The organism is Ruegeria sp. CDSC054, from assembly GCF_059610645.1.
On sequence record NZ_JBXWOA010000001.1, the window covers coordinates 198,458 to 224,724 of the forward strand.

Consider the following 26,267-nt stretch of genomic DNA (forward strand, 5'->3'; position numbering starts at 1 on the left):
ATCGGGTGGTTCAGAAGGCCAAAATGGCCGCGACGGGGAGACAATTCATGAGTTCCGACACACAATCCAATCGTCCGCTATCCGAAGAAGAGCTACAGGATCTTGTAGCCTCATCCGATGCGGGCGGACGTAATCCGGTCGGTAATGTTGGGGTTTTCCTGGCCGTTGTGGCCGCGATCTGGTCGATCTTTCAGGTCATCCTGGCCTCGCCTCTGGCGAACTATGTTCTGCCAGGCAGCGTAGTGAACAACGCGCGGCAGTTTCACCTGGCCTTTGCCATGTTTCTGGCCTTTGCTGCCTATCCGGCGCTGAAATCCAGCCCACGTGACTATATCCCAATTCAGGATTGGATCATGGGATTGCTGGGTGCGTTTGTCGCGCTGTATGGTTATTTCTTTTACAACAAGATCGTCGATGCAGGCGGTCTTGCGGATGACACCGACAAATGGGTCGCCCTGGTTGGTCTGCTGTTGTTGTTCGAGGCCGCGCGTCGTGCGCTTGGCCCCGCAATGGCGATCATTGCGACGATCTTTCTGGTATATGTGTTTTTCGGATCCTCTGATTGGGTTCCCGAGGTTATTCGCTGGAAAGGCGCAAGCCTGAAAAAGGCCATGAGCCATATGTGGATCACGTCCGAGGGCGTGTTTGGTATCGCGCTTGGGGTTTCGACCAAATTCGTCTTCCTGTTCGTTCTGTTCGGCGCGTTGCTGGATAAGGCCGGGGCAGGGAACTACTTTATCAAGATGGCTTTCGGTGCCTTGGGGCACCTGCGTGGTGGCCCTGCCAAGGCGGCCGTCGTGGGTTCGGCCGCGACCGGCCTGATCTCGGGTTCGTCCATCGCCAACGTTGTGACAACCGGTACATTCACCATACCGCTGATGAAACGCGTTGGGTTCAGCAGCGAGCAGGCCGGATCGGTCGAGGTTGCCTCATCCGTGAACGGACAGATCATGCCGCCGGTGATGGGCGCTGCAGCCTTCCTGATGGTCGAATATGTGGGCATCTCATATGTCGAGGTGATCACCCACGCCTTCCTGCCTGCCGCGATTTCATACATCGCGCTTGTTTATATCGTGCACCTTGAGGCCGTGAAGCGGAACATGCCCACGCTGGGCGACCGCGACGTAAAGCTGGCGCGCACAGTTGTCGGTATGTTGTCCTTCTTCCTGGTCTTTGCCGGGCTGTGCTACGGTTCTCAATTCCCGGTCGAAGCGGTGACAAACTGGGTGCCGTCATCGGCTGGGCTGGTCCTTAGCCTGATCATCTGTGCCATCTATGTGGCACTGCTGTATCTGGCCGCTCAGGTGCCGGATCTTGAGCCGGACGATCCAAACGCCAAAGAAGTGACCTTGCCGGTCATTGCCGACATCTACAAAGCTGGGCTGCACTACCTGTTGCCGATTATCGTGCTGGTCTACTTCTTGATGATCGAGCAGAAGTCACCGGGTCTGTCGGCTTTCTGGGCCACGACGCTTCTCTTCGTGATCCTACTAACGCAGAAGCCGCTCAAGGCGATATTCCGCGGGCAAAGCAACGTCTACAACACGTTCATTGATGGTGTCGCTGACCTTTGGCAGGGCATGATCGACGGCGCGCGGAACATGATTGGTATCGCGCTGGCAACGGCAACTGCAGGCGTCATCGTGGGCACCGTGACCTTGACTGGTGTGGGGCAAGTGATGGCTGACCTGGTTGAGTTCCTGTCTGGCGGCAACCTGATCCTGATGCTGATTATGGTCGGACTGCTGAGCCTGATCCTGGGCATGGGCTTGCCAACAACCGCGAACTACATCGTCGTCAGTTCGTTGATGGCTGGCGTGGTTGTTGAACTGGGTGCGCAAAGCGGACTTATTGTGCCACTTATTGCGGTGCACCTGTTCGTCTTTTACTTTGGGATCATGGCTGACGTGACCCCGCCGGTTGGATTGGCGAGCTTTGCGGCCGCTGCAGTATCCGGTGGTGACGCAATCAAAACCGGGTTCATTGCGTTCTTTTACAGCCTGCGCACCGTGGCCTTGCCGTTTGTGTTCATCTTCAACACGGACCTGCTGCTGATCGATGTGACGTGGGTCGAAGGCATAACCGTGGCGATATTTGCGACAATCGCCATCCTCGTCTTCACGGCTGGGACAATGGGGTATTTCCTGACCCGCAGCCGGATCTATGAAAGCGTCGCGCTGATCCTGGTGGCGTTCGCGCTGTTCAGGCCTGACTTCTTCATGAACCGCATCGCGCCACCGTTTACCTCGGTCGAGCCTGCTGCATTTGTGGAAACCATCGGCGAAACGCCTCCGGGTACCGAGGTGCGTATGGTCATCAGCGGGCCGGACTTTGACACGCTTGAGATGACGGACACCACGGTTGTTGTTCCCGTTGGCAGCGAAGAAGGAGGCCAAGCGCGTGTCGACGCGATGGGCCTGCTGCTGCTTGAGGAAGACGGGCTGGTCAAACTGGAAGAGCCGCTGTTCGGAACTCCGGTCGCGGATGATCTGGATATCTTCGATTACTACGGAGATGAGGCCGTCCGTCTGACCTCGGTCAGCTTGCCAGCCAGCCAGCCACCGAAACAGTTGATCTACATTCCGGCAATGCTCTTGCTGGGACTGATCGCTTTCCTTCAGCGCGGCCGCGCCGCAAGACAAGAGGTGACCGCATGACAAACGCTGTTCTCTGCGCCGTCGATATCAGCAATGGCGATCTTGATACGCATGTTCTGAAGAAAGCTGCGAAGCTGGCCGATCAGGAAGGTGCGCAACTGGATGTGGTAACCGTTCTGCCGGATTTCGGGGAAAGCTGGGTGTCTGGCTTTTTCGAAAGTGATTTTCACGACAAGGCGCTGGAAGAGGCACATACCAAACTGGCCGAGATGTGTGTGTCCACACTTGGGGCGGATCGGAATGAAAAGATCCGCCACGTGGTCGCGACGGGTACTGCCTATCAGGAAATCCTAAAAACTGCGGACAGTGCTGGTAGCGATCTCATCGTGATTGGCGCGCACAAACCAGACTTGAAAGACTATCTGCTTGGCCCGAATGCTGCACGGGTCGTGCGGCATTCAGACGTCTCTGTCTACGTGGTGCGCTAAGAAAACTAGGCGGATCAGTACCCTGTCATCTCAAGATATCCCCGTCCGGAATGGCTGCCGCTGATCTGGACGGGACCCTCCCAGTATTCAAACCGGGTGGCCATCCACGCGTCGGGTGTCAGCGCTGATACCTCGACGTCCAGATCCCGGTCAGGCAATGTGACGCGCCATCTGACAGGTACGTCGCGGCCAGCAACGGGCGCGGTCGTCAGCGGCTCGAACGCGACCGAACCATCGGGGATCGCGGTCGTCGTACCATCGGCGGCGATCCACGTGGCCGCGGTGAAATCACCTCGGTCGCCGCGTAGCCGAAAAGCCATCATCTTGTCGCCATCGTCAAAGCTGAGCGAGAACCAGTCCCAGCCGCTTTGATCTGCGGCCAAAGGTTGTGATGACCATTCGCGGTCCAGCCACCCTTGTCCGGTGACGGCGACATCTCCACCCGGCATGCGCAAGACGCCTTGGACCTCGTAAAACGGCTGGGAATAGTAGTAGCTGGCTTGCCCGTCACCGGATTTCACCGAAAACCCATTCCGGCCGTGAAACACGAGCGGCCCGTTGGCTTCGAGTTTTAAGTCATAGCCGAAATCCGCACCGTTCGCAGACAGGCTGACCGCGTTTGGGTCTGACCCGCGCATGTGCCATTCGTCGATCCACGCCTCGAATGGCGCTGCCGTAACCCCTGCCTGACCGATGCCGCCGCGCGACAGACGCTCCGCGAAATAGTGTTTGTCGGGCGTGGTCACCGCAGCATGGCCCATCCATATCTGCGGGCTTTGCCACCCCTCGACCTCATGCGGTTTCAGTGCCGACCGAAATAGCGTCCACTGGATACCATAATCACGCCCATCCTCACCTTTGAGGTTTGCCGTCAGATACCACCACTCGATCCGGTAGTCCGGGTGGGGGCCATGATCCTGCGGGAATTGAAACGGATACCCCGGCTGGGGCACAGTGAACCCCTCGGCAGAACCGCCCAGGCCTGCGTATCCCTGCGAGCGGGCAATGCCGGGCACGGCCAGCAGCAAGACTATAAGCCAGATCCTAACGTTCATTGGCAAACACCTTCAGTAGATCCGCAGGCGGCAGGCGCACCAAACGGGCGGCAGGCAGGGCCGCGGCAACGGTCGCCGCAAGCAGGGTCAGACCCAACAGATAGACCCAGTCGACAGGGAACAGGTAAATCGGCAGCCTCCAGCCAAACGCTTCGACATTGATGATCGTCAGCAAGGCCCAGGCCAAAGCCAACCCCAGCGGAAGAGCCAGCAAGGCGGTCAAAGCGGCCAGCAGAACGCTGCGCAAAAGTTCAAGCCGGGCCAGTTCCGCACGCGTCAACCCAAGGGCCCAGATGGGCGCAATCTGGGGCAAGCGCTGCGTCCACAACGTCAGCAGGCTGGTCAGAATGGCGAACCCTGCAACCCCCAGCGTCAGGATGTTCAAGGCCGAGGTCACAACGAATGTCTTTTCGAACACCTGCATGGATTGCGCCTTCATTGCGGCTTGCTGGACGACTGCTCGGCGGGGCAGGTCGAATTGGTTGCGTAACGCTTGGGCCAGATCTGTGGCCCGATCTGGCGCGACACGAATACCAAACCGGCGCGCCTCAGCACCGGGCGCGATACGGTCAAGTTGGGCCATGGAAACGATGGCCTGACCGGTTGGATTGCCATAGTCCGAATAGACACCTGCGATGGTCAACGTGTCAGCGGATGTGATCGCCAGAGTATCTCCGGGCCACAGGTTTTCCCGGCGGGCCAGCTGTTCGTTGATCAGCACGGCGGTTCCGTCATGGACCCTGTCCCAAACACGTTCCGAGGAGCTGATAAGCGGCCATTTCTCACGATAAGTCTGATCGTCGATGATACCATAGAGAAACAGAGGCCCCGACGAATGTGCCAATTCAACGCTTCGGATCGGCAGGATGGCATCCACCTGTGGGGCCAGCCATTCTGCGATGTCCTGACCCTGCTGATCAGTGGCAGCGGTGACGTAGAGCGCTGATGTCAGGCGCTGGTCCAGCCAGCCGGTAAAGGTCAGCCGAAAGCTGGAAACCATCGTGCCCACGCCGATATTCGCGGCAAGCGCCAGCAACAAGGCCATCAGCGCCAGGGACAGGCCCGGCAGTTGGGCGCGCATGTCCGCCCAGACCCATTGGGCGATCGGCCCCTTCGCTGAACGCTGAAACAGGATCAGGACGCGCGACAAGGCATAGGGCAGTACCAAGGCAGAGCCGACCAGCAACCCGGCGACCATGACGAAACCGGCCACCAACCCCCCGAACAACAACAGGGCTAGAATGCCCCCGACAATAGCGGCGACACCGGCAAGGGCGACGACCCAGCTGCCCGAAGCCGCGCTGCGCCAGGCCTGTAAGCCTGCGCCGCTTAGGATCGGCATTCGTGACAGGCGATACAAGGCGTGTCCGCTGGCCAAAAACGTGCCACCCAAGGCCATCGCCAACCCGGACAGTGCCCATTGTGGTTGCAATGAGATCTGGCCGCTGACAGGTGCGCCGTAAAGTCCGCGCAAACTTGCAGCCACATCCGGCAACAGCGCGCCTGCGAGGAAAAAGCCCAACACCAAACCGAGTATTCCGCCGGCAATCGCCAGCACGGAAAGTTCAGCCATGATCAGCCAAACCAGCCGCCGCATCGAAACGCCCAAAGCGCGCAGGGTCCGGATCATGCCGCGCCGCTGGGCAAAGGCCAGGCCCACGGTTCCGTGCACGATGAACAGACCCACCGCAAAGGACAGCAGGCCAAAGGCGGACAGGTTCAAGTGAAAACTGTCGGTCAGTTGTGCGGTATCCAGTTGTTCCTGTGCAGGGACCCGCTCCAGTTCGGGGGCAATAGTCGACAGCGGTGGAATTGAACCGGGCTGATCCGGTAAAATGATCAGGTGCGAAATCTCTCCCGGCTTCTTCAGTAACGACTCGGCCACACCAATGTCGGTCAGGATCAGATCGGGCGGTAAGGCATCGCTGATCAGGATCGGAGGCAAACCGGTCTGGCCGGCCAATAGCGGCTCCAAAACCGGAGCCGTCAGCAATCGCCCCGGCGCAGTCAACATATCGGCAGGGTTGGGTGGCGTGCCGCTTTGTTCCATCTGTGTGACAGCGGGCAGGGCGGGATAGGCCACCATATCAACGCCAAGGACCCGTAAGGTCTGACCCTGAACGCGAAATGGGCCTTCCAGTACCGCTGCAACCTGCCAGCCCGCGCGCCTCAGCTCGACGTAACGCGACAGGGGGATCGGGCCGGAGGGGTTGTGCAATTCGTCAAACCGACCTAGCGCCAGTTGATCTGCGGCCCGGTCATAGCTGGCACGAGCCTCGGCATTGATGGCCTGCACCGCAGACCAAAGACCGGTTGCAAGGGCCAGGCCGATCAGCAGGGTCGCCAGTTGCAGCCGGTGTGCCCGCCAATGAGATGCCAGCGCCTGAATGACGGTCAGCGTCATGCGATAAGCCCGCCAGACAGATGCACACGCCGATCCAAACGGGCCGCAATCTCGTGCGAGTGGGTGACCAAAAGCAGCGCGGCCCCGGTATCCGCAACAAGAGCCAACATGAGGTCAAGAACGGTGGCGCTGGCGGTTTCGTCCAGGTTTCCCGTAGGTTCATCCGCCAGTAGCAATTTGGGCCGGGCGGCTATGGCACGACCGATGGCAACGCGCTGTTGTTGTCCGCCCGACAGGTTCTCGGGATATCGATCAAGCAGATCGGAAAGGCCCATCCGTTCGGCCAGATGCGCGCACCAATCGGGGTCGTGGCACCCGGCCAAGCGGGCATGAAACGACAGGTTTTGACCTGCTGTCAAAGATGGGATCAGGTTGAATTGCTGAAACACCAGCGACAAGGACGTGCGGCGCAGGGCGGCCCGGCCTGGATCATCCAGTTGCGACAGGGCTACGCCGTCCAGTGTGATTTCCCCGCTGTCCACAGTGTCCAATGCGGCAGCGAGGTTCAGGAGGGTGCTTTTACCGCTGCCGCTTTCGCCGGTTAGGGCCAGTGTTTGGCCGCGATCCAGCGATAGGGACACGTCGCGCAGGACCGGCCGACCACCGGGATAGGATTTCTGAACCTTGTCAAATATCACAAGCATGTTCGCCCTCATTTTTACAAGGATTTGCAACAGTTTCGCCGACTGTCCAGTGTTGACGCGCCATAGGTTCCTTTCGCCGCACTATGAACATGGGTGATCGGGTTGTCTCAGCCGGAAGTGCAGGTCATTGTGAGGCGATCCGTCGTCGGTACAATTCAGGATGCGATAACATGACCTTGTCACAGCAGATCCTTTGGGGCAGCACGTTTCTCGGGCTTTGCTTTCTGGTCGAAATCTTTCTTCTGACCATGTGCACGCTGGCCATCAACAGGCTGATCGAGCGTTGGGAAGCCAGAGGCGCCATTTTGGCAACGGCCGGTCCAATTGCAACCGCGCTGGCCTTTATCGTCGCGACCCACACCATTCAGGTCTGGATTTGGGCCATCGTCTGGGTTTTCGGCGATGTATTGCCCGACTGGAATACGGCGCTGTATTTTTCGCTGGTCTCATTCACAACACTTGGCTACGGCGACATCGTCTTGGGCGAAGATCTGCGGATTTTCGGTACTTTTGCTGCAGTTACAGGCCTGTTGGCCTTTGGGTTGTCGACGGCCTACATGGTCGCCCTTATGACCCGGGTGTTTCAGGAAAGGTTCATGGCCTAAAGGATCGGCGCGAACAGTCGCGCCAGCGGAGCGCCGAGGCGTATGTACACTGGTTGCTGTTCCAGATAGCGCGTCAGCTCATAGCTATTGGCAAAATCGTCTTGCAGCATCGCATCGACTGCGGCTGTTGTCTGGGGATCAAAGAACAGGGCCATTGCCTCGAAATTCAATCGAAATGATCGATTGTCCAGGTTGGTCGTGCCCACTGCGGCCAGTGAGTCATCCACAACGAAGACCTTTTGATGCATGAACCCGTCCGTATAGCGCAGGACTTGTGCACCACAGGCGCGAACTTCATCAAAATAGGCGAAAGCCGCCAGCCACGGCAGGCGGTGATCAATGGCATCGGGCACAAGAATACGAACATCGACACCGCGCAAAGCTGCGTGTTTCAGGGCGGTCATGATATCGATGTCGGGTACGAAATACGGCGATGCGATCCAGATCCGGTTCTGCGCCTCGGTGATCGCGGCGAAGAACATCATTGACCCGGTTTCGGTTTCATCGCCCGGGCCTGTTGCGACCAGCAATGCGTTGATATCCTGATCCGCCTCGGACCCGGCCCAGTCCAACTGGTCGATCAAATCTTCTTCATGCGCCCAATGCCAGTCTTCGATGAAGATCAACTGCAATTGCCGGACTATGTGGCCGGTTAACCTGACATGGGTGTCGCGCCAATGTCCGAAATGCGGGTCTTCGCCCAGATACTCGACCCCGATGTTGTGACCGCCGATAAATCCCGTTTCGCCGTCGATAACCACGGTTTTGCGGTGGTTGCGGTAGTTCAATTGGAAACGGAATTTTGGTCCGCGTTGTTCTTTTGGATCCGAAACCGCGATACCGGCTTCGCGCATCTCTTCGATGTAGTCATTGGAAAGGGCGTAACTGCCTACGGCATCCATCATGAACCGGACGCTGACTCCGCGTTTGGCTGCTTCGATCAACTTGTCTTTCAGCTTCTGACCCAGCGCATCGGCCCGAACGATATAGAACTGGATCAGGACGTAAGTCTTGGCCGCATCAATCGCCTCAAAAATCGCATCGAAGGTGGCCTGGCCATCGACCAACAGCTCTGCCCCGTTGCCGCGCGACACGGGCATATGCGCCAGCGCCTCGAACGGTTTGGGGTTGATAAGCAATTTGTCGGCATCGGGTTTTGAGTAGTCGGCGAAGGTCTTGATCCCCTGAACCACGCGCTGACTTTCCTTGCGCGCGATACGGTAACCCCGAAATCTATGATGTCCCAAAAACAAGTAAAGCGGCACGCCAAACATCGGGGCCGAGATCAGAAAGACCACCCAACCGACCGCGCCCTGAGGTGTCCGCGCGGTTTGGGCCGCGCGGACAGAAAAGAAAACTGCTGTTGTATAAAGCGCAAAGACGAAGGCGGAAACAAGCAGTGTCCACATAGGGTTATCGGGCTCCGTGGTGGTTCAGTTCGCCCCAGTGTAGATGCGCGACCAGTCTTGCGCCATATCTACAATCACCCAACCCATGTCTGGCCCTTTGTCCAATCCGTCGACCAGTTTGCCGATTGGGCTTTCCCGGTCATAGGCCCATTCACGTTCTGCATCGGTATGGTGAATCAAAACACCCAACCGTGGCCCATCGCCTGCCGTGGTCCATTCCAACATGGCAAAATCGCCATCCGAATTTCCCCCAGCCAGAATCGGGCGTCTGCCGATCGTCCTCTCGATATTGATCGGCTTGCCTTCCTTGTCGTCCACAAAAGCGATGCCATCGGCTTTGGTGATAACCGGTTCGCCTTCCGCGCTGTCATAAGTGGTGTCCATGTATGTGCCCAGAATCTGTTCGGGCGGAATGCCATAAGCGTCTTCGGCGAAGACGCGCATAAAGTGCACTCCACCGCCGGAGACGATGTAGGTCTTGAACCCTTCGTCTCGCAGATACCGCAGCAACTCTACCATAGGCTGATAGGTCATCTGGTCAAAAGGCAGGTCTGTTTCCGGGTGCCGGGCGGTTTCCAGCCAGTCGGCGACGGCGCTTTGGAACTCGTCGACCGTGACGCCGGAATGAGAGGCATTCAACACCTCGATCAAAGCATCATGACCACCTTCCGCGACCGTCTTCAGATCACCCGTCGCTGCGGCCTGCAAAACGGGCGTAGTCAGGATCGAAGGGTCATCCTCAGCCATCTGAGCTAGCCGGTCCATCGCAAAGATCATTTGAAAATACACAGGCTGTTCGGCCCAGAGCGTGCCGTCATTGTCGAAAACGGCGATCCTTTCAGCCGGCGTCACGTATTCCGGGCGCTGTGGGTCGGTCACGGCGGCGACAAACTCGATGATCCTGTCTTTGCTTTCGGTCTCGGTCCAACTGGGCAGAGGGTCAGCAAGCAGAGAAAGAGGGGCACAGGACAGCAGGGCGCTTAAAACTAAATGTCGCATGAATTTCTCGTTCAATTTCAAGATGAAAAGGACCGCCCTTGAAGGGGCGGCCCGATTGGACTTTAGATACGACTTAATTGTTTGTCGGTGTCGTCAGCTTGTCCATGACCTGATCCAGGTTGAAGCTTGCCGCTTTCTGGCGCGGCGGGAATTCCTGGAAGGTTGCCAGGAAGTTGCCCACGTATTCCTGTGCCGGAACCAGGAAATACGCCCGATCCAACAACCAGTCATAGTATGTGTTGGAGGTGCGATAGGCACGCTCATACGGGTCGCGACGCAGGTTCACGATCAACGGAATACGCAGCTCGGTCCATGGCTCAATCCAAGCCCGCAGCGTTGCCCATGCTTTCTGCTCAAGGAAGATCAGCTTCCAGTCGTCATAGCGCAGCGCCGTCAGGTCACCATCATCCGAGAAGTAGAAAATCTCAGAACGTGGGCTTTCGGTTGTTTCACCGGTCAACATGGGCAGGATGTTATATCCATCCAGATGCACCTTGTAGTCACGACCCATACCAGACGAGCTATAGCCAGTTTTTAGCTTTTCCTTGATATCGGGATCGCCAGCAACCGCCAGGTATGTCGGCAGCCAGTCCATATGGTGCACGATCTCATTGGTGATCGAACCCGCTTCGATCTGACCAGGCCAGCGAACCATTGACGGAACGCGCCAGCCGCCTTCCCAGTTGGTGTTCTTTTCACCCCAGAACGGCGTCGCAGCAGCATCCGGCCATGTGTTCATGTGCGGACCATTGTCCGTAGAATAGTGCACGATGGTGTTGTCCGCGATGCCAAGCTCGTCCAGCAGGTCCAGCAGTTGCCCGACATGCATGTCATGTTCGATCATGCCAGCGGTGTATTCATCAGCAACGCCACCAAAGATCTCGTTGGCCTGTTGGCGCATTTCATCTTTGACGTGGGTACGGAAGTGCATGCGCGTGCCGTTCCACCAGACATAGAAGGGCTGGCCTTGTTCATTGGCCCGCTTGATGAAGTCAATCGCGGCTGCGACGGTTTCGTCGTCAACGGTCTCCATACGCTTCTTGGTCAGCGGGCCGGTGTCTTCGATGGTTCCGTCCGCTTTGGATTTGATCACGCCCCGCGGGCCATAGGCTTCACGGAAGGTGCGACCATCGGCAAGAACCGCATCGCCCGGATAGTCTTCATTCTCCGGTTCTTCTTCGGCATTCAGGTGGTAGAGATTTCCGAAAAACTCATCAAAACCGTGGTTTGTCGGTAAATGCTCATCTTTGTCGCCAAGGTGGTTTTTACCAAACTGACCGGTCACATAGCCGTGGTCCTTCAGCAAACCCGGAATGGTCGGGTCTTCGACCTGCATTCCCAGATCAGCACCCGGAAGGCCAACTTTCGACAGGCCCGTGCGGAAGACAGACTGGCCCATAATGTAAGATGAACGACCGGCGGTGCAGGATTGTTCACCATAATAGTCGGTAAAGATCATGCCTTCTTTCGCGACGCGGTCGATGTTCGGCGTTTGGTATCCCATCAGGCCCATCGTATAGGCCGAGATATTGGATTGTCCGATGTCGTCGCCCCAGATCACAAGAATATTGGGCTTTTGATCCTGGGCCCAGGCAGGCAGGGCCAGCGCAACCGCGACGGAAGCTACGGCGAATTTGCGCAATGTGCCGCGCCAACTATCTGCAATCAATAAGGGTGGTGACATGGTCTACTCCTGAATTGGCCGGATCTTAATGATCCGTTGATCTAAAAGTAATTGATGGCGGTGACTATCTTTTCCGCCAACAACGTATTGATTCCCGGTAGGAAAAATTCACATTACGTCGAGAATCGAATAGCCTTACCTTAGGCTATGACAATGCTTGGAAACCTATCATATGATGAGATTGATGAATACTAATGTTTGAAAACCCACGTGACCGACAGATGCTGCTTGCCTCAGGGTGGTTTGGGGCGCGAGGCGCAAGCTTTCAATCGGATTTACTTGCATGCGGGGTCGCAAAATCTTTCGATGAGGGTGAGGCGCTGTATAACTACGGAGATCCCGCCAACGGGGTCTTTGCGGTTCTAGAGGGTTCCGTTCAAATCACTGCACCAGCGGATGATGGACAGGACTTCGTTGTCCACAGACAGGGTGGCGGGTTCTGGATCGGTGATCTTGCGTTGTTAGCCGAGTCCAACCGACTGGTAAGTGTTGTTGCGACACAGAAAACGCGAGCATTGTTTTTTCCGTCTCGGCGGCTGGACCGACTTGTTCGTGACAACCCCGAATATGTTCGTGATTTCTATGCTTTATCGCACGAGAATATGCAAACTGCGCTGCGCATCATGGCAAATTTGGCAGTGACCGGGGCGGAAAAACGGTTGGTTCTGCGCCTTTTGCACTTGGATGAAGGGGCCTCAAAATCCGATGGGTGGATCGTCGTGTCACAGGATGAACTGGCCGAAATGGTGGCAGTGTCGTTGCCTACGCTACACCGTAAATTGCACAACTTGGTAGAGCTGGGATTGATCGAACTTGGGTATGGCCGCGTACGGCTTAAGGATAGGCGCAAGTTGATCGCCGCCTGCCAGTGCTGACCCTACGGGTTAAGCGGCGGTAGCGGGTTCCGAGCGCGGTGTTCCGCTCGTTTCATAACCTTGAGTTCGGACAATGCCGCAGCCCAAGCCTCAGGTATTGAGCCGGTGCGGGATGAGTATCTTGCGGCCCCAATCCTAGCCAGTTGCTCTTCCAGGCCAATTGCTTTTTCGGGGGTATCGCTGCGCAGTTTCCACAACTCCAAGGCGGAATAAGACATTGAGATATCATGCGCTTGCAAGGCTTTCCTCAATGCATCTAGCGCAAAGTCCGAAGATTTCTGATATCTGTCCCGCCGCGCTTTTTTCCATTTTTTGACACGCGGACCAAGGAACCGTACCAAGCCCCAAATAACCAGCGTCAACGTGGCCGCCAAGGCGAGCAGCCTGAAAATCGTATCTGCATCCGGCGGTTGCCACTCCGGTGGCGCAAGCGTTAGTTCAACTGCACCGATATCAATGTTCTCAACCTGATTGGTATCCAGATTGTACCACTGGATCGTGACAGGCGGCAGTTGGGTCTGGCCACCTTGCTGCGCAAGGTAGACGATCTCATCAACGCGCTGCCCGGACAGAACGCCCCGGTCTTCGCTTTCGGTAAAACGCGGCTCTTTCGGATAGGCGCTCAGCAGCGGGTCCTTCATGTCGGGGATCAATTCAGGCACCAGAAGGGGCGTCGTGCCGGCAATTTTTGCGGTCAGGCGTCGGGTGATGGCACCCCCGTTTTCCATATCGGTTGATCCGTCGATCTGCTGGTCGACCGTGAATCCCGTTGCTAGGATCAGCGGGTCCAGATCGCGTGCGCCCTCGGGCACCACGGCATTTAACGCGACGTCGGGCAGGGCGATGGTGGCCTTCGTCGGCGCATTCGTATCGGGATCTGCAAAGGTCACAACTACGTCTTGCGTGCCGAATTCGACTGTCCCAACCTGAAGCGGATACAGACGATAACTGCGTTGGACACCGGACCAGGTCTCGCCATCCACAGTTTCACTAATTGGGCCAGAAGCACGCTCAGGCAGGCGCACAAGCAGGTTTTCTTGTTCGAGCGACGGAAACACCGGAGGAGACGGCATGAACGTCGGGACTAGGACTTTGATCCGTACGATTGCTGGTTGTCCGACAGTGACGGGATCCGTGGGTGCCTCGACTGTGACTTGCGGCTGAATGCCAGTTTGCGCCAAAAGCTGCGTTGGAAGGAAAAGAATGAGGAATATGAGGTATCTCATTGCTGTTGTTCCTGATTTTCCAACAGGAAGCGATTACGCAGAAAGTCCTGCATGTCCGTGTCAATCGTGCTGATCCATTGATCGGCAGACATCGCCTGCGCGTCCTCGGCGGGGGCCTGAATGGTTGTGTCCTCGCCGCGCCCGGCCTCATTGTCAAAGACTGTGTCGTCAGCGCCGATGCCCGCTTCTTCGCCTGTGTCCGACTGCTCTCGGGTTGTTTCAACGAAGTCGAGGATCGCTTTGGAAACGTCCAAGTTGTGTTGCGCTTCGGGCCAATTTGGCCGACGCTCTAAGGCCGTTTCAAATGCTGCTATGGCTGGCCTATACTCGCGGTTTCGAATGCGCGCCATTCCCTCGGAAAACGCAGCCTCGGGCGTGTCCAGTTCGGCAAAGACTGCTGCTGCTTCGGGGTACTGACCTGCTTTCAGGTGTGCATAGCCCTTATGGTACGGGTCTCCAAACAGCTCTGACGCTGCGTCATAGCGTTTCTGATTCATGGCAATTTGCCCCTGTTGATCCGGGGTCAGGAACCAATCTCGCCAACCATCGGCTTTTGCGGGTCCTGATGGAGCTGCAAAAATCACAGTCAGCAACAACAAACGGATCACCCAACCACGCCGGAACCAAAGCAACGACAATAGCGCGGCGGGCCAGGCTAACATCCACCCTCTGTCCTGCCAGTCCAATCGGTCATCGTCGTCCAGCGCTGCGGTATAGGCAGATTGAATTTGACGCTCTAAGCGGTTGATATCACGTTCGTCGTTAGAGAACGGAACAACCGTCGCAGTCCTCAGATCGTTTAATTGAGCGATGTTTTGACCGTTCGGCAGCATGGTCAAAAAAAACACGGGCACGGTCGTGTTTTCAAAGGCAGCAAGTTGAGACGGGTCAAGGTCGTCCAGAACGAACAAGACTGCGCCGGGTGTATCACTGTCGTTCAGGATCGTTTCGGCAAGGGCCAGTGCATCAGCCGCGGCGTCCCCCGGTTTTGGCATGACCTCAGGCGCGAGACCCTCCAAAAGAGGGCGCAGGATGTTGGCGTCTTCGGTCAGGGGCGCGACGCGGTGCGGGGTTCCAGCATACGCGATTAATGCGGTCTGCGCGCCGACGCGCGCGTTGATCAGGTCAGTCACCTTGAACCTCGCCCGTTCCAGACGGGATGGCGGCAAGTCCGGTTCCTCCATGCTGGCCGTGACCTTCAGTGCTATTACCAGCGGTGCCGTGTCCGCGACCAAAGGGTTCGGGGCCCGTGACCATGTCGGTCCGGCCGCGGCTAAGGTGACAAGGATTGCAGCGATCATCGCGACGTCTATCGGGTACACGCGCTTCTTGTCCTCAGCCCCAAGTGTCAGAGCCGCAGCAAGGTGCGGCGCGATACCGGACAGGGATTGTGCGTGTGATCTTGGTTTCGGTCGCATCATCCACCAAAGGATCGAAATTGGGATGAGAAACAGCAGCCAAGCAGCTCTTAAAAAATGGAAATCTTCCAACACACCACTCATGCTTCACCTCTGCGCCGCTGGATGATGTGCTGGCTGGTCATGGAAATGAGCATTGTCAGCAATGCCAACGCAAGCGGGTAATGGGCAAGACTTTCGCGTGGCCTGTAGCTTTGCGTTTCCACGACCCGGGGATTGAGTTCGTCAATGCGAGCATAAGTGTCGGCCAATGCCTCTTCGTCGTCTGCAAAGAAGTATTCGCCGCCCGTGCGGACTGCGATGTCCTTCAAGGCGTCCAGATCAACCCTGTCCTCGCCCGAGGCATCTGGATCACCAACGCCAATCGTGTAGATGACGACGCCTTTCTGGGCCGCGATTGCTGCGGCGTTTACCGGCGTCATGCGGCTGGACGTATCTGCGCCGTCGCTCAGAATGATCATCAGGCGCTGGTCGACCTCGCTGGAGTCAAAGGTGCGTATACCCAGACCGATTGCGTCCCCCAGTGCGGTGTTGGGCCCGGCCATACCGACTTGAGTTTGATCCAGGAACCCATTCAAACTGTTCAGATCTTCCGTGAAAGGGGCTTGGACAAAGGCCCGAGTACCAAAGATGATTAAAGCCATCCGGTCGCCTTGGCGTTCGGCAATAAATTGACGCAGCACATCCTTAACCGCGGCCAGCCGTTGTTTTGGAGCGCCATCCGTTGTTGTGAAGTCCCGCTGGTCCATTGATCCTGAAATGTCCAAGGCAAGCACCACGTCGCGCGCCGACTTTTCGATAACCAATGGTTCACCAAGTTTTTCGGGGCGGGCCATGGCTGCTACCAAAAGAAGCCAGATTAATGCGATTGTGGCGGCCTGAAACCGTGCTCGGCGGGGAATGACGGATCCTGACTTGGGTTCAACTCCAGCGGCCTGTGCGACATGGCGAAAGAATGGGATGCGGATCGAGCTGCTTTTTTCGCGATACGGTGGGGCAAGCCGATACACTAAAAATGGCAACGGGAGTAGGAGGAAAACCCAAGGCGCGGCAAAGGAGAACATCAGGCTGTCCTTTCCCGCTTGTGTGATCTAATCCAATTTCGCGCGAGGATTTCCAGATCAGGATCGGCTTTTGCATCTCTGTATGGTGCTTCCACAAGTTGGCGGCCAGCGCCATCAGTAAAGGTAACATTATCAGAGGTTTGGTTTAGGAAGTTGGTCCATTCTTCTCCATGCAATGCAGCGACTTTCCGACGTGGATACGCGACCAGAGCCGTGCGGCGGAGTATCTCGGCTATCTTTGCGGCGTCATTGTCTGACGCGGCCAATTCGACCAACGCTTCACGCCGGTATGCATTCAACTGTCGGTGGCGAAGAAAGGCGTAAACGCCAAGGATGATAAGGCCAGCAAGGATTAAGGCCAAAACGCCCCATCCCCAGGTCTGCGGCATCATGGAAATAGGCTCGGGCACCGGGGCAGGTTCCAGCATGTCCAGCAGGTCAACCAGTGATTTGCCTTCGACATCGACGCTCATCTTCGGCCTCCGGGATGACCAAATAGCTTGAGCAACTGGTCGAGCGTCGGTTCCGCCGTGGTCAGCGGTACAATGGGAAATCCATAGCGGCGCGACCACGATTGCAGCTGGACAAGGCGATCTTCCAGCGCTGTTCTTATTCGGTGCGACAAATCGGGGTCCGAGCTGTCGAGTTCAATCTGGCGGTCGCCATCGGACACCGTAAGCCGAAGGTTCGGGGCAAGTTCACGCGAACTGGGATCAGAAATATTGAACAATATCAAATCATTCGAGGCAGAAAGTCTGCTAAGTAGTTTCTCTGACACCTCATTCAGCCCATCGAAATCGGAAAAGACGCACACCAAAGTATTGGTATGCGCGATCCGCGCGGCCTGTTTCAGTACATCATTCAACGCCACGGTTGGTTCATCCCGCAGCGTTGCACGTAGGTTTGAATTCAGCGCGCCCACCGATGACAGGAACCGCGTCAGGGCAGCGGGTCGGCGTTGGGGTCGGTGTTCTGCCACATCGGAATCGCCAAAGACGATCCCGCCGACCCGGTCGCCTTGCCCCAGCACCCGGTGTGCAGCGATCGCCGCGGCTTCGGCTGCGATGACCGATTTCATGTAGACTTGCGTGCCGAAAAACATCGAAACGCGCTGGTCCACAAGCAAAAGGGCGGGGCGGTCGCGTTCCTCGGTATAGACCCTAACATGGGGTTCTCCGGTGCGCGCGGTCACTTTCCAGTCGATGGTACGGATGTCGTCCCCGGGCAGATAATTCCGCAGTTCTTCAAAGTTCAGACCGCGCCCGCGCAAGCGTGAGGCATGCCGGCCGTTTAGGATCGAACGGGCAGGTTGGCGGGGCAGCAGGCTGATCGCGCGGGACTTTGGACCCAGCTTTAAAAGGTGGTCCGCATCAACGTGTATGCGTGGGTCGTCGGGATATGCGGCGGTCTGGGACACGCGGCGTTCCTTTGGTTTCAGGGCAGCGCAACAAGCTGCAGGATTTCCGAAATCACATCATCCGCAGATTTGGCGCTTCCCTGTGCCTCGAAGCTCAAGGTGATGCGGTGGCGGAATACATCATGTGCGATGGCGCGAATATCGGCCGGGTCGACATAGTCGCGTTGGTTCATCCAGGCATGCGCGCGACCGCATTTGTCCAAAGCCAGCGAGGCGCGTGGGCTTGCTCCTATGTCGATCCAGCTAGCCAGCTCATCGCTCAACGCGCCGGGCGTTCGCGTGGCCTGCACCAGATCGGCCATGTAGCGGTCCATTGCGTCGGATACGTGGATCTGGCCGATTTCGGCCCGTGCAGCAAAAACAGCGTCCTGAGGGATTGCTGGTGATGTATCTTTGGATGCGCCCTTGCCCGCAGAAATCTCTTCCCCGCGAACCAAGCGGATCACCTCAACCTCATCCTCGACCGGAGGGTAAGTGATCTGAACGTGCATCAGGAACCGGTCCATCTGCGCTTCGGGCAAGGGATAGGTGCCTTCCTGTTCAATCGGGTTCTGGGTCGCCATCACAATAAACAGCGGTTCCATTTTATGCGTGGTTCCCGAGACGGTTACCTGCCGTTCCTCCATCGCTTCGAGCAACGCAGCCTGAACTTTGGCGGGGGCGCGGTTGATCTCGTCCGCGAGAACGATATTGGCGAAGATGGGGCCCGGCTCGAAACGGAATGTGCCACCGTCATCGGTCTGCTGAAACACCTCGGTCCCCGTAACGTCCGATGGCAGCAGATCTGGAGTAAACTGAATCCGGCTGAAACGTGCGTCCAGATTGCGGGCCATTGCCTTGACCGCGCGGGTCTTGGCCAGACCGGGAAGCCCTTCGATCAGCAAGTTTCCGTTGGCCAACATCCCGATCAGCAATCGGTCAATCACCTCGGTTTGCCCGATGATCGATTGCCCCATGCGGGCTTTAAGATCATTTATCTGATTAAGTGCATTCATTTGGCGGGTCCAATCGGCGTCAGTTATTGAAACTGAATTTTTGCTTTGTGCGGTGATTAGAAAATGTCCTGTAACAGCGGAATGTTAGCAGCCTTTGTGTCGCTGATCTACTGTGAAATCCGTGCGGTCAGCCGGTGCAAGTCCTCTTTCAGTTCTGGCCGGATAGGACCGTTGTTTGGTGTGTCACGCAGGGTTTGAAGCCAATGGATCGGAGGGTTTCGACCGGCCGCCCGGCCCCAGTTCAGGGCTTTAAGGATGGCCTGTGCGTCCACGCCCAGCGCATTGGGGATATCAAAGTCATTCAATGTGGCCCAAACACCGGTCCACAAGCGGCCAACCGACCATGGGTTATACCCACCGCCGCCCAGAACCAGAACCCGGGGTGCAACGCCCTTCAGCGTGGCAACGGTCTTCCAGTGAGAGTTGTTGGACAGCGCCAGGCGCGACAGCGGGTCCTCGGCAACCGCATCGGCACCGCATTGTAGGATAAGTGCCTGCGGTTTGAAGGCCTCGGTGGCAGGTAGGATCAGTTGGTCGAGAATGACGTCAAATTCATCATCGTTGAGGTTTCTGGACACCGGAAGGTTAAACGCCGCGCCACCCGCGTCATCATCAAGCCTGCCGGTGAACGGCCAACGGCGGGCTTCATGAATGGAGATCATCCGAACCGTGTCCGAACCCTGAAAGGCGGCCTCGACCCCGTCGCAGTGATGGGCGTCGATATCGACGTAGACAATCCGGTCCAGGCCCATTCGCAACAGTGTCAGGATCGCCAGCACCGGGTCGTTCAGATAGCAAAAGCCATTGGCACGGTCGGGCAAGCCGTGGTGTGTTCCGCCGGCAGGATTAAACACGATGCCGCCGTCGCGGATCAGTTCAGCGCCCAGCATCGATCCTCCGGCCGCTGTAGCCGGTCGTCGGTACATCTCGGGGAAAACCGGGTTGGACAGAGTGCCCAGCGCATAGGTCGTGCGTACGTCATCCGAGACGCTTTGAGCTCTTTCCGCGGCCTGCAACGCCTCTATGTAGTCCGGCGTGTGAAAGCGGTGCAGCGCGTCGGGTTTTGCGCGTGGGCTGACCCTGTAATTTTCCGAATTGATCCAGCCCAGCGCGCAGCACAGGTCCATGACGGTGGAGACGCGCGGTATAGCCAGCGGGTGTTTTGAGCCATAAGTCGAATGGCGATAGATCTCGGACCCTATGAAGATCGGGTTTTGCACAGGTTATTGGGTCCGTGCAGGCACGTTGTCATCACCAAGGCGGCCATCAAGAGACATCAGAATTGCCACAGGCCTAAGCGCAGGGATATGGCTGAAGATGATCAGAATGCAGACGGTCAACGGTACACTCAGGAACGCACCGATCAGCCCCCAGACGGTGGTCCAGAACGTCAGCGCGAGGATCACCAGAAACGTAGACATATTCAGTGACCGGCCTAACAAGGCGGGGTCAACAAAATTGCCGATCAGAAATTGGATGGTGCCGCAGCCAAGCACGATGATCAGGAAAGGCCCGATCGTTTCATATTGAACCAGGGCAATCATGGCCGGGAAAATCACGGCGATGATCGACCCGATGGACGGGATGAAGTTCAGCGCAAATGTCAGCACGGCCCATGTCTCGGCGTATTCAAGTCCAAGGGCCTTGAAGACCGAGTAACTGATGCCCGCGGTGACCAGACTGATGAAGGTTTTCACCCCGACATAGCGCTGCAGGCTGAATGTGATCGCATCCAGAATTGTGGTGAATTCGGCCCCGGTTTCGGGATTGCCCGCAGCCAGTTGTATCTTTTTGCGAAAGGCCAGACGCTCGGCCATCAGGAAGGCCACGTACAGGCTGATCAGGAAAAACTGGTTCAGGAGCGATGTTGCACCGCTGAGCAACACGCGCGCGACATAGGACATGTCGATACTGACCAGATTGTCGCGAATGAACGTGGTGACGTCATTGCCAACCAGCCCCGTGACCCGGTTCACCGCGCCGTCGAATTGGGTTTCATACGTGCTGATGGATCGGGCGAACTGTGTCGCCTGGCTGCCGAGGATGTACATGATCACGAACAAGCCAGCCAAAACAACTGTGACCGCGGCGATGTTGGCCAGCCAGACGGGCACCCGCGCCATCGAGATAACCCGGTCGCTCAGAGCGATAATCAAAACGTTGATCAACAAAGCCATGGTCAGCGGGATCAAAAAAGCCGAGCCCGCATAAAGTCCCAGCACAATCAGCGTGGCAACAATTGTCGTATCGCGGACAACCGACAGCCTTAGCCGCGGGCCGCCCGTGTTCTGATCAGGTTCCAAAGTCATCGCTTAGCCCGCCTGTGATGTCGCGTGGCACGTTACAACGATTGGTGGTCGCTCTGGAAGATGATCCTGCACCGCTGGGCGAGATTCTGCAATGTGCCCAAACATTTGGGCGAGATAATTTACGTTCTGAAGGGATTTGCCATTTCAGAGCAAAGCAGAGGCGGGTTAGGCTGAGCGCATGAGCGCACGTGTGATTCCTTTCGTTGGTAGACCGGTTCAAGCCCTGTGGCTGGCCGTAGTGCGGTTCAACAACAAAAACGGGTTCGTGATGAGCAGCCACGTCGCCATGTCTCTGATGATGGCCTTGTTTCCATTTGTGTTGTTCACAGTGGCTTTGGCGGGGTCGTTGTCCCAGGGCTATGTCACCGATGAACTGATCGAGCTTGTGTTCGGGGCGTGGCCCAAAGACGTCGCGGGGCCGATCGTGGCTGAATTGCGGGCCGTCCTGCGGGAATCCGGCTCGGGCGTCATAACGCTGGGTGGTCTTTTGGCGATCTTCTTCGCCTCAAACGGTGTCCTGGCGGTTCGCGCGGCCATGAACCAGGCTTATCATGACAGGGACGTCTGGCCGTTCTGGAAAACCCGATTGCTGTGCCTGGGGCTGGTGATCGTTGGTGGCGTTGCCATTCTGGCCATTGCCGCGGTCGAAGTTGTTTTGCCCGCCTATACCCAATTGGTAAGCGAGAAGACTGATGTGAACGTTTCGGACTGGTTGTCGGTAGACAGGTTGCGCTGGACCTTCACGGTTGCAGTTCCGGCGGGCACTGTCCTGTTGGCGCATCTGATCCTGCCGACGCGGCGGCACAAGCTGATGCAAATTCTGCCTGGCGTTGTTCTGACGTTGGCCTTGTGGGCGGCCGGCGGGTGGGGGTTCTCGATCTACATCGCGCAATTCGCCAGCTACAGCGCCACGTATGCGGGATTGGCTGGCGTCATGGCGGCGCTGATCTTTTTGTACCTGTGCGCGGCCATTCTGATCCTTGGCGCCGAATACAACGGCGCTTTGATGGATCTGGAAGACAATCAGGATCGGGGTTCTCAGTGAAATTTCTGACGTTGTGTGTCGGGCTGTTTGTGCCTGTGGCCGCCTTTGGCCAGTCTCCGGCCTATGTCGGGTCGGATCAATGTGCTGAATGTCACAAGGACGAGGCGGCGGCATGGTCCAATTCCCACCACGCGCTGGCCTGGACTGAGGTTAAAGACGGCGCGGTTATTGCCGATTTTGACGGAACGCGGTTCGACCATGACGGGATGTCAGTCGAATTCACCGACACCGAAGGCGCGCTGAGCGCAAAAGTCACGGAAAAAGACGGGATGAGCACCGAATACGGCGTACATTCCGTCGTCGGCATTGAGCCGTTGCAGCAATACTTGTTCGAAACAGAACCCGGTCGGTTGCAGAGTTTCGATGTTGTTTGGGATACCGAAAACAAGCAGTGGTTTCACCTTTACCCGGATCAAGATTTACCCCCCGATGACGGGTTGCACTGGACCGGACCTTACAAGAACTGGAATGCGCGGTGTGCGGAATGTCACGCGACTGGTTTTGAGAAACAATACAACGCTGAAACCAGAACATACGACTCGGTACAGGCCGAGATCGGGGTCGGGTGCGAAAGCTGCCATGGCCCGGGTTCTGCGCATATCGAGTGGGTCGGGGGGCAAAGCCTGCCGCAGGGTTTGGGCGACACCGGGTTCCTGATGGATTGGGGTAAAGGGCAGACCGAGGCTGAGATCCAGCAATGTGCCGGCTGTCATTCCCGCCGTGAGGCGCATGGAGACGGCAATCCGCTGCCCGGAACGCCTTATCATGACGCGTATAATCTGGCAGTCCTGCGTCCCGGGCTGTACCACCCGGACGGTCAGATTTTGGATGAAGTCTATGTTTATGGCTCGTTCCTGCAATCCAAGATGTATGACCGCGGCGTAGGTTGCATGGATTGTCACGAGCCGCATAGCGCAAGTCTGAGGGCAGATGGAAACGGGGTGTGTATGCAGTGTCACTCGCCTGCCGCGAATCCCAAGTTTCCAACTCTGGCTGCCAAAGAGTACGATGTGCCGGAACATCACAATCACCCAGCGAATAGCGAGGGTGCGCAGTGCAAGTCCTGCCATATGATCGAGCGTGTCTATATGGGTGTCGACGGTAGGCGCGATCACAGTTTCCGTGTTCCTCGTCCCGATTTGGGGCTTGGGCAGGACGCCTGCACCGATTGCCATTCGGATCAGGATCAGACATGGGCCGCCCAGCAGATCGAAGGCTGGTTCCCCGACAGCGCGCATCGAAAGCCGCATTTCGGGACGGCCTTTCAGGCGGAAGCGTTGGGTCGCGCGGATGGGCCGGAGGAACTTCTGGACATTGCGACCGACCGTGATCAACCCGGTATCGTGCGCGCCACGGCCACCTATCTGCTTCAACCTTTTGGGTCCGTTGATATAGCGGCCAGAACGGCTGGGCTTTTGGAGGACGAGGACGCTCTGGTTCGCGCAAACGCAGCGCCGTTGCAGCGTCAGGCCAGCTTGCCCGATCAAATCCAACGGCTTGAGCCGCTGCTGTCCGACCCGTTGCGAAACGTCCGCATTTCGGCGGCAAAAGAGTTTCTGAACATTCCGCCGCAGGCCCTGACTGCGGAACAACAGCAATTGTCGGGGCAGGGCATGTCCGAGTGGCAGTCGGCGATTTCCAACCGTCTGGATTTTCCTGAAACGCATCTCGTGCTTGGCGGTATGGCCCTGACGTTCCGCAATGCTCCAGCTGCCGAGCGGGCGTTTCAAGAGGTCGTTGCGCTGGACCCGCAACGCGCCGAAGCCTGGCCAATGCTGGTGCAACTGGCGCAGATCAATCGTGGGCCTCAGGCCGCACGCGATGTTCTGGAGCAGGGGTTAGGGATCATCCCAGAGGACCCGAACCTTTTGCAGTTGAAACAACAACTGGGCCGCTGAAACGGCACGGCTTGGCCCGGTTTCCGTCATTTTCCCGGCAAATTTCATAGTTACCGATCAAGCTGAGGCAAGAATTGCCCCAGCTTATAGGTGACACATGTTTCTCAAACCGGTCCACACGTCCAAGCTGAAAAAGCCACTGGCTTTGTCGCAACGGATCGAGGAATTGCGGGCCCGACCACCGGAATACATCAATCACGGCGAAGCGTTGTTGATACAAGGTATTGCCGCCGCTTCACTGCGCGAACAGGTGCTGACAGAGGATCGGATTTCGCTGGACGACTGATCTAGCCCCGGAACCCGGTTGCGACAACGAACTTCTCGGAACTGTCCGAACGCGACGCGGGTGGTTTCACATTCGCAACCTTGTCGAATTTCTGCTTCAGCAGCTTTTGCAGATCGCCTTCGGCGCCACCGGCCAGAACCTTGGCAACAAACGTGCCGCCTTCTTCCAGTACGTCAAAGGCGAAATAGGCCGCCGTTTCGCACAGAGCCATGATGCGCATGTGGTCGGTTTGCTTGTGCCCAGATGACGACGCGGCCATGTCCGACATCACCACGTCAGCCTTGCCGCCCAGCCACTCTTTGACCTTGTCGTCGGCATCGTCTTCCATGAAGTCCAGCACATGTGCCTCGGCACCTGCGACCGGTTCGACCTCTTGCAGGTCGACACCCAGAACTGTGCCTATCCGTTTGCCGGAACGTTCGCCCAGCGCATTCACTCGTTTGACCGCGACTTGCAACCATCCACCCGGCGCACAGCCAAGGTCGACGACACGTGCACCCGGCACGAGGAACCGGTACTTTTCGTCCAGCTCCAATATCTTAAACGCTGCGCGCCCACGGTACCCTTCGACCTGCGCACGTTTCACATAGGGGTCGTTCAGCTGCCGCTCGAGCCAACGGGTCGAGCTGAGCTTACGCCCGCGTGCAGTCTTTACCTTGACCTTCAGGTCACGCTGCCCGCGCCCCGAGTTGTTTTTGCCACTTGGTGTCTTCGCCATCAGAACGGTCCGTCTTCCAGTACGCCGTCCGCACTCATCTGCGCATAAAGCAGGCCTTCGCGCAGCCCCCGGTCTGCCACTGAAAGGCGATCGGTGGGCCAGCATCTTAACAGCGCCTGCAAAATGGCCGAGCCGGACATGATCAGCGCCTGCCGGTCATCCCCAATCCGGGGATCACGTCGGCGACCCTGAGGGCCGAGTTCTAGATACCCTCGTATGACTTTGTCAATCTGATCGCTGGTCATGCGCAAACCATCGACCTTGGTCCGGTCATAGCGCTTGAGCCCAAGGTGAGAGGCCGCAACGGTTGTAACCGTGCCACTGGTACCGACGATCTGGAACCCGAGGCGGGCTTGCTCGTCCTTGTAAGGTGCGAAATCGGCAAGGTTTTCTTCGAAAAACCAGCTCATCAGGGCAAAGCGAGCGGAGTCATCTTCGACGTCGTTGAACTGGTCGCGCAGGGTTGCAACACCCAGGGGTACGCTGATCCAGTCGACGACTTTTGCCGCAGGGAAGGGGCTATCAGTCGTGTGAAACCCATGGTGCAGCCGCATGATTGCGGCGGGACGGTCCCGGCGCGGTACGGATGAGATGTCGATCCACACCAGTTCGGTCGACCCACCGCCGATATCCACGACCAGCAATTGCTCGGTCTTGGTGGATACCAGCGGTGCACAAGAGATCACGGCCAAGCGTGCCTCTTCCTCGGGCTGGATGATCTCGAGCGTCAGTCCGGTTTCGCGTTTGACCTGTCGGATAAATTCGCGTGAGTTTTTGGCACGCCGACACGCCTCGGTCGCGACCAGACGCATGCGCCTGACCTTGTTGCGTTTCAGCTTTTGCTGACAGATGCGCAGCGCCTGAATGGTGCGCGCCATGGAGGACCGAGACAACCGTCCGGTCCGTTCCAAACCCGCGCCCAATTGCACGGATTTGGAAAAGCTGTCGACCACATGGAAGCCGCTGCCCTTGGGCTGGGCTATCAACATGCGGCAACTATTGGTTCCCAAATCCAGCGCCGCATATAACGCATCTGGATCGGGTCTTGCCGGCGCGGGGCTTTCGACCGCCTTCGGGAACGCGCCCGCACCTTTGGGACGCTTGGGCGCCATATTAAACGCCCTCCGATTT

General features: G+C 57.4%; 23 protein-coding genes. 7 read left to right on the forward strand and 16 right to left on the reverse strand.

What is annotated here, in order from left to right; genetic code table 11:
• Positions 1–47: 47 nt before the first annotated feature.
• Both AC2FGC_RS00975 and AC2FGC_RS00980 read left to right on the forward strand, forming a co-directional pair.
• Complete coding sequence (locus tag AC2FGC_RS00975; RefSeq protein ID WP_496727122.1) at positions 48–2,657, forward strand: TRAP transporter permease; 2,610 nt, start codon at positions 48–50, stop codon at positions 2,655–2,657.
• Complete coding sequence (locus AC2FGC_RS00980) at positions 2,654–3,085, forward strand: universal stress protein (RefSeq protein ID WP_058271716.1); 432 nt, start codon at positions 2,654–2,656, stop codon at positions 3,083–3,085. The genes AC2FGC_RS00975 and AC2FGC_RS00980 overlap by 4 nt, the downstream gene beginning before the upstream one ends.
• A 14-nt stretch (positions 3,086–3,099) precedes the next feature.
• Here the strand turns inward: AC2FGC_RS00980 and AC2FGC_RS00985 are convergent, their stop codons facing one another.
• Genes AC2FGC_RS00985 through AC2FGC_RS00995 form a run of 3 tightly spaced genes read right to left on the reverse strand, consistent with a single transcriptional unit; the run spans position 3,100 to position 7,188 of the window.
• Entirely contained in the window at positions 3,100–4,140 is a 1,041-nt protein-coding gene (locus AC2FGC_RS00985; RefSeq protein WP_496727121.1) for a lipocalin-like domain-containing protein, read from the reverse strand.
• Positions 4,130–6,544: an ABC transporter permease gene (locus AC2FGC_RS00990; protein WP_496781294.1), complete on the reverse strand. Its 2,415-nt coding sequence runs from the start codon at positions 6,542–6,544 to the stop codon at positions 4,130–4,132. The genes AC2FGC_RS00985 and AC2FGC_RS00990 overlap by 11 nt, the downstream gene beginning before the upstream one ends.
• Positions 6,541–7,188: an ABC transporter ATP-binding protein gene (locus AC2FGC_RS00995; RefSeq protein WP_496781295.1), complete on the reverse strand. Its 648-nt coding sequence runs from the start codon at positions 7,186–7,188 to the stop codon at positions 6,541–6,543. The genes AC2FGC_RS00990 and AC2FGC_RS00995 overlap by 4 nt, the downstream gene beginning before the upstream one ends.
• Before the next feature lie 170 nt (positions 7,189–7,358).
• Here AC2FGC_RS00995 and AC2FGC_RS01000 point away from each other — a divergent pair, with 170 nt between their 5' ends.
• Complete coding sequence (locus AC2FGC_RS01000) at positions 7,359–7,793, forward strand: ion channel (protein ID WP_109311846.1); 435 nt, start codon at positions 7,359–7,361, stop codon at positions 7,791–7,793.
• Here AC2FGC_RS01000 and cls read toward each other — a convergent pair.
• The 3 genes from cls to AC2FGC_RS01015 all read right to left on the reverse strand — a co-directional run bounded on the left by cls (position 7,790) and on the right by AC2FGC_RS01015 (position 11,885).
• Positions 7,790–9,202 (reverse strand): cardiolipin synthase, encoded by a 1,413-nt coding sequence (cls, locus tag AC2FGC_RS01005; protein ID WP_496781296.1) that lies wholly within the window; start codon positions 9,200–9,202, stop codon positions 7,790–7,792. The genes AC2FGC_RS01000 and cls overlap by 4 nt on opposite strands.
• A gap of 24 nt (positions 9,203–9,226) precedes the next feature.
• On the reverse strand, positions 9,227–10,201 hold the full coding sequence (locus AC2FGC_RS01010) for an HAD family hydrolase (RefSeq protein ID WP_496781297.1): 975 nt from the start codon (positions 10,199–10,201) through the stop codon (positions 9,227–9,229).
• A gap of 73 nt (positions 10,202–10,274) precedes the next feature.
• A complete protein-coding gene (locus AC2FGC_RS01015) occupies positions 10,275–11,885 on the reverse strand; it encodes an arylsulfatase (RefSeq protein WP_496781298.1) in 1,611 nt (536 codons plus the stop codon).
• Between the two features lie 194 nt (positions 11,886–12,079).
• Here AC2FGC_RS01015 and AC2FGC_RS01020 point away from each other — a divergent pair, with 194 nt between their 5' ends.
• Positions 12,080–12,760 carry a Crp/Fnr family transcriptional regulator gene (locus AC2FGC_RS01020; protein ID WP_058271709.1) on the forward strand — a complete coding sequence of 227 codons (681 nt, stop codon included), beginning with the start codon at positions 12,080–12,082 and terminating at the stop codon, positions 12,758–12,760.
• A 2-nt stretch (positions 12,761–12,762) separates the two neighbouring features.
• On the opposite strand, the gene AC2FGC_RS01025 is transcribed toward AC2FGC_RS01020, so the two are convergent.
• The 8 genes from AC2FGC_RS01025 to AC2FGC_RS01060 all read right to left on the reverse strand — a co-directional run bounded on the left by AC2FGC_RS01025 (position 12,763) and on the right by AC2FGC_RS01060 (position 21,189).
• Positions 12,763–13,986: a hypothetical protein gene (locus AC2FGC_RS01025; protein WP_496780018.1), complete on the reverse strand. Its 1,224-nt coding sequence runs from the start codon at positions 13,984–13,986 to the stop codon at positions 12,763–12,765.
• Complete coding sequence (locus AC2FGC_RS01030; RefSeq protein WP_496727114.1) at positions 13,983–15,488, reverse strand: VWA domain-containing protein; 1,506 nt, start codon at positions 15,486–15,488, stop codon at positions 13,983–13,985. Before AC2FGC_RS01030 ends, AC2FGC_RS01025 begins: the two co-directional genes overlap by 4 nt.
• Positions 15,485–16,468 (reverse strand): VWA domain-containing protein, encoded by a 984-nt coding sequence (locus AC2FGC_RS01035; protein WP_496781299.1) that lies wholly within the window; start codon positions 16,466–16,468, stop codon positions 15,485–15,487. Before AC2FGC_RS01035 ends, AC2FGC_RS01030 begins: the two co-directional genes overlap by 4 nt.
• Positions 16,468–16,941 (reverse strand): DUF4381 domain-containing protein, encoded by a 474-nt coding sequence (locus AC2FGC_RS01040; protein ID WP_496781300.1) that lies wholly within the window; start codon positions 16,939–16,941, stop codon positions 16,468–16,470. The genes AC2FGC_RS01035 and AC2FGC_RS01040 overlap by 1 nt, the downstream gene beginning before the upstream one ends.
• Positions 16,938–17,885 (reverse strand): DUF58 domain-containing protein, encoded by a 948-nt coding sequence (locus AC2FGC_RS01045; protein WP_496781301.1) that lies wholly within the window; start codon positions 17,883–17,885, stop codon positions 16,938–16,940. The genes AC2FGC_RS01040 and AC2FGC_RS01045 overlap by 4 nt, the downstream gene beginning before the upstream one ends.
• Before the next feature lie 17 nt (positions 17,886–17,902).
• Positions 17,903–18,880 carry an AAA family ATPase gene (locus AC2FGC_RS01050; RefSeq protein ID WP_496781302.1) on the reverse strand — a complete coding sequence of 326 codons (978 nt, stop codon included), beginning with the start codon at positions 18,878–18,880 and terminating at the stop codon, positions 17,903–17,905.
• 107 nt (positions 18,881–18,987) lie between these two features.
• Positions 18,988–20,100 carry an acetoin utilization protein AcuC gene (locus tag AC2FGC_RS01055; RefSeq protein ID WP_496781303.1) on the reverse strand — a complete coding sequence of 371 codons (1,113 nt, stop codon included), beginning with the start codon at positions 20,098–20,100 and terminating at the stop codon, positions 18,988–18,990.
• A gap of 3 nt (positions 20,101–20,103) precedes the next feature.
• A complete protein-coding gene (locus tag AC2FGC_RS01060; RefSeq protein WP_496781304.1) occupies positions 20,104–21,189 on the reverse strand; it encodes an AI-2E family transporter in 1,086 nt (361 codons plus the stop codon).
• Between the two features lie 178 nt (positions 21,190–21,367).
• Here AC2FGC_RS01060 and AC2FGC_RS01065 point away from each other — a divergent pair, with 178 nt between their 5' ends.
• The 3 genes from AC2FGC_RS01065 (at position 21,368) to AC2FGC_RS01075 (ending at position 24,418) form a co-directional block, all read left to right on the forward strand.
• Positions 21,368–22,234, forward strand: coding sequence for a YihY/virulence factor BrkB family protein (locus tag AC2FGC_RS01065; RefSeq protein WP_496727107.1), 867 nt, complete (start codon positions 21,368–21,370; stop codon positions 22,232–22,234).
• Positions 22,231–24,132 carry a multiheme c-type cytochrome gene (locus AC2FGC_RS01070; protein WP_496781305.1) on the forward strand — a complete coding sequence of 634 codons (1,902 nt, stop codon included), beginning with the start codon at positions 22,231–22,233 and terminating at the stop codon, positions 24,130–24,132. Before AC2FGC_RS01065 ends, AC2FGC_RS01070 begins: the two co-directional genes overlap by 4 nt.
• A 97-nt stretch (positions 24,133–24,229) precedes the next feature.
• A complete protein-coding gene (locus tag AC2FGC_RS01075) occupies positions 24,230–24,418 on the forward strand; it encodes a hypothetical protein (RefSeq protein ID WP_058277992.1) in 189 nt (62 codons plus the stop codon).
• 1 nt (position 24,419) lies between these two features.
• Here the strand turns inward: AC2FGC_RS01075 and AC2FGC_RS01080 are convergent, their stop codons facing one another.
• Positions 24,420–25,136, reverse strand: coding sequence for an RlmE family RNA methyltransferase (locus AC2FGC_RS01080; protein ID WP_058271698.1), 717 nt, complete (start codon positions 25,134–25,136; stop codon positions 24,420–24,422).
• Positions 25,136–26,248: a Ppx/GppA phosphatase family protein gene (locus AC2FGC_RS01085; RefSeq protein ID WP_108858582.1), complete on the reverse strand. Its 1,113-nt coding sequence runs from the start codon at positions 26,246–26,248 to the stop codon at positions 25,136–25,138. Before AC2FGC_RS01085 ends, AC2FGC_RS01080 begins: the two co-directional genes overlap by 1 nt.
• Positions 26,249–26,267 lie beyond the last annotated feature (19 nt).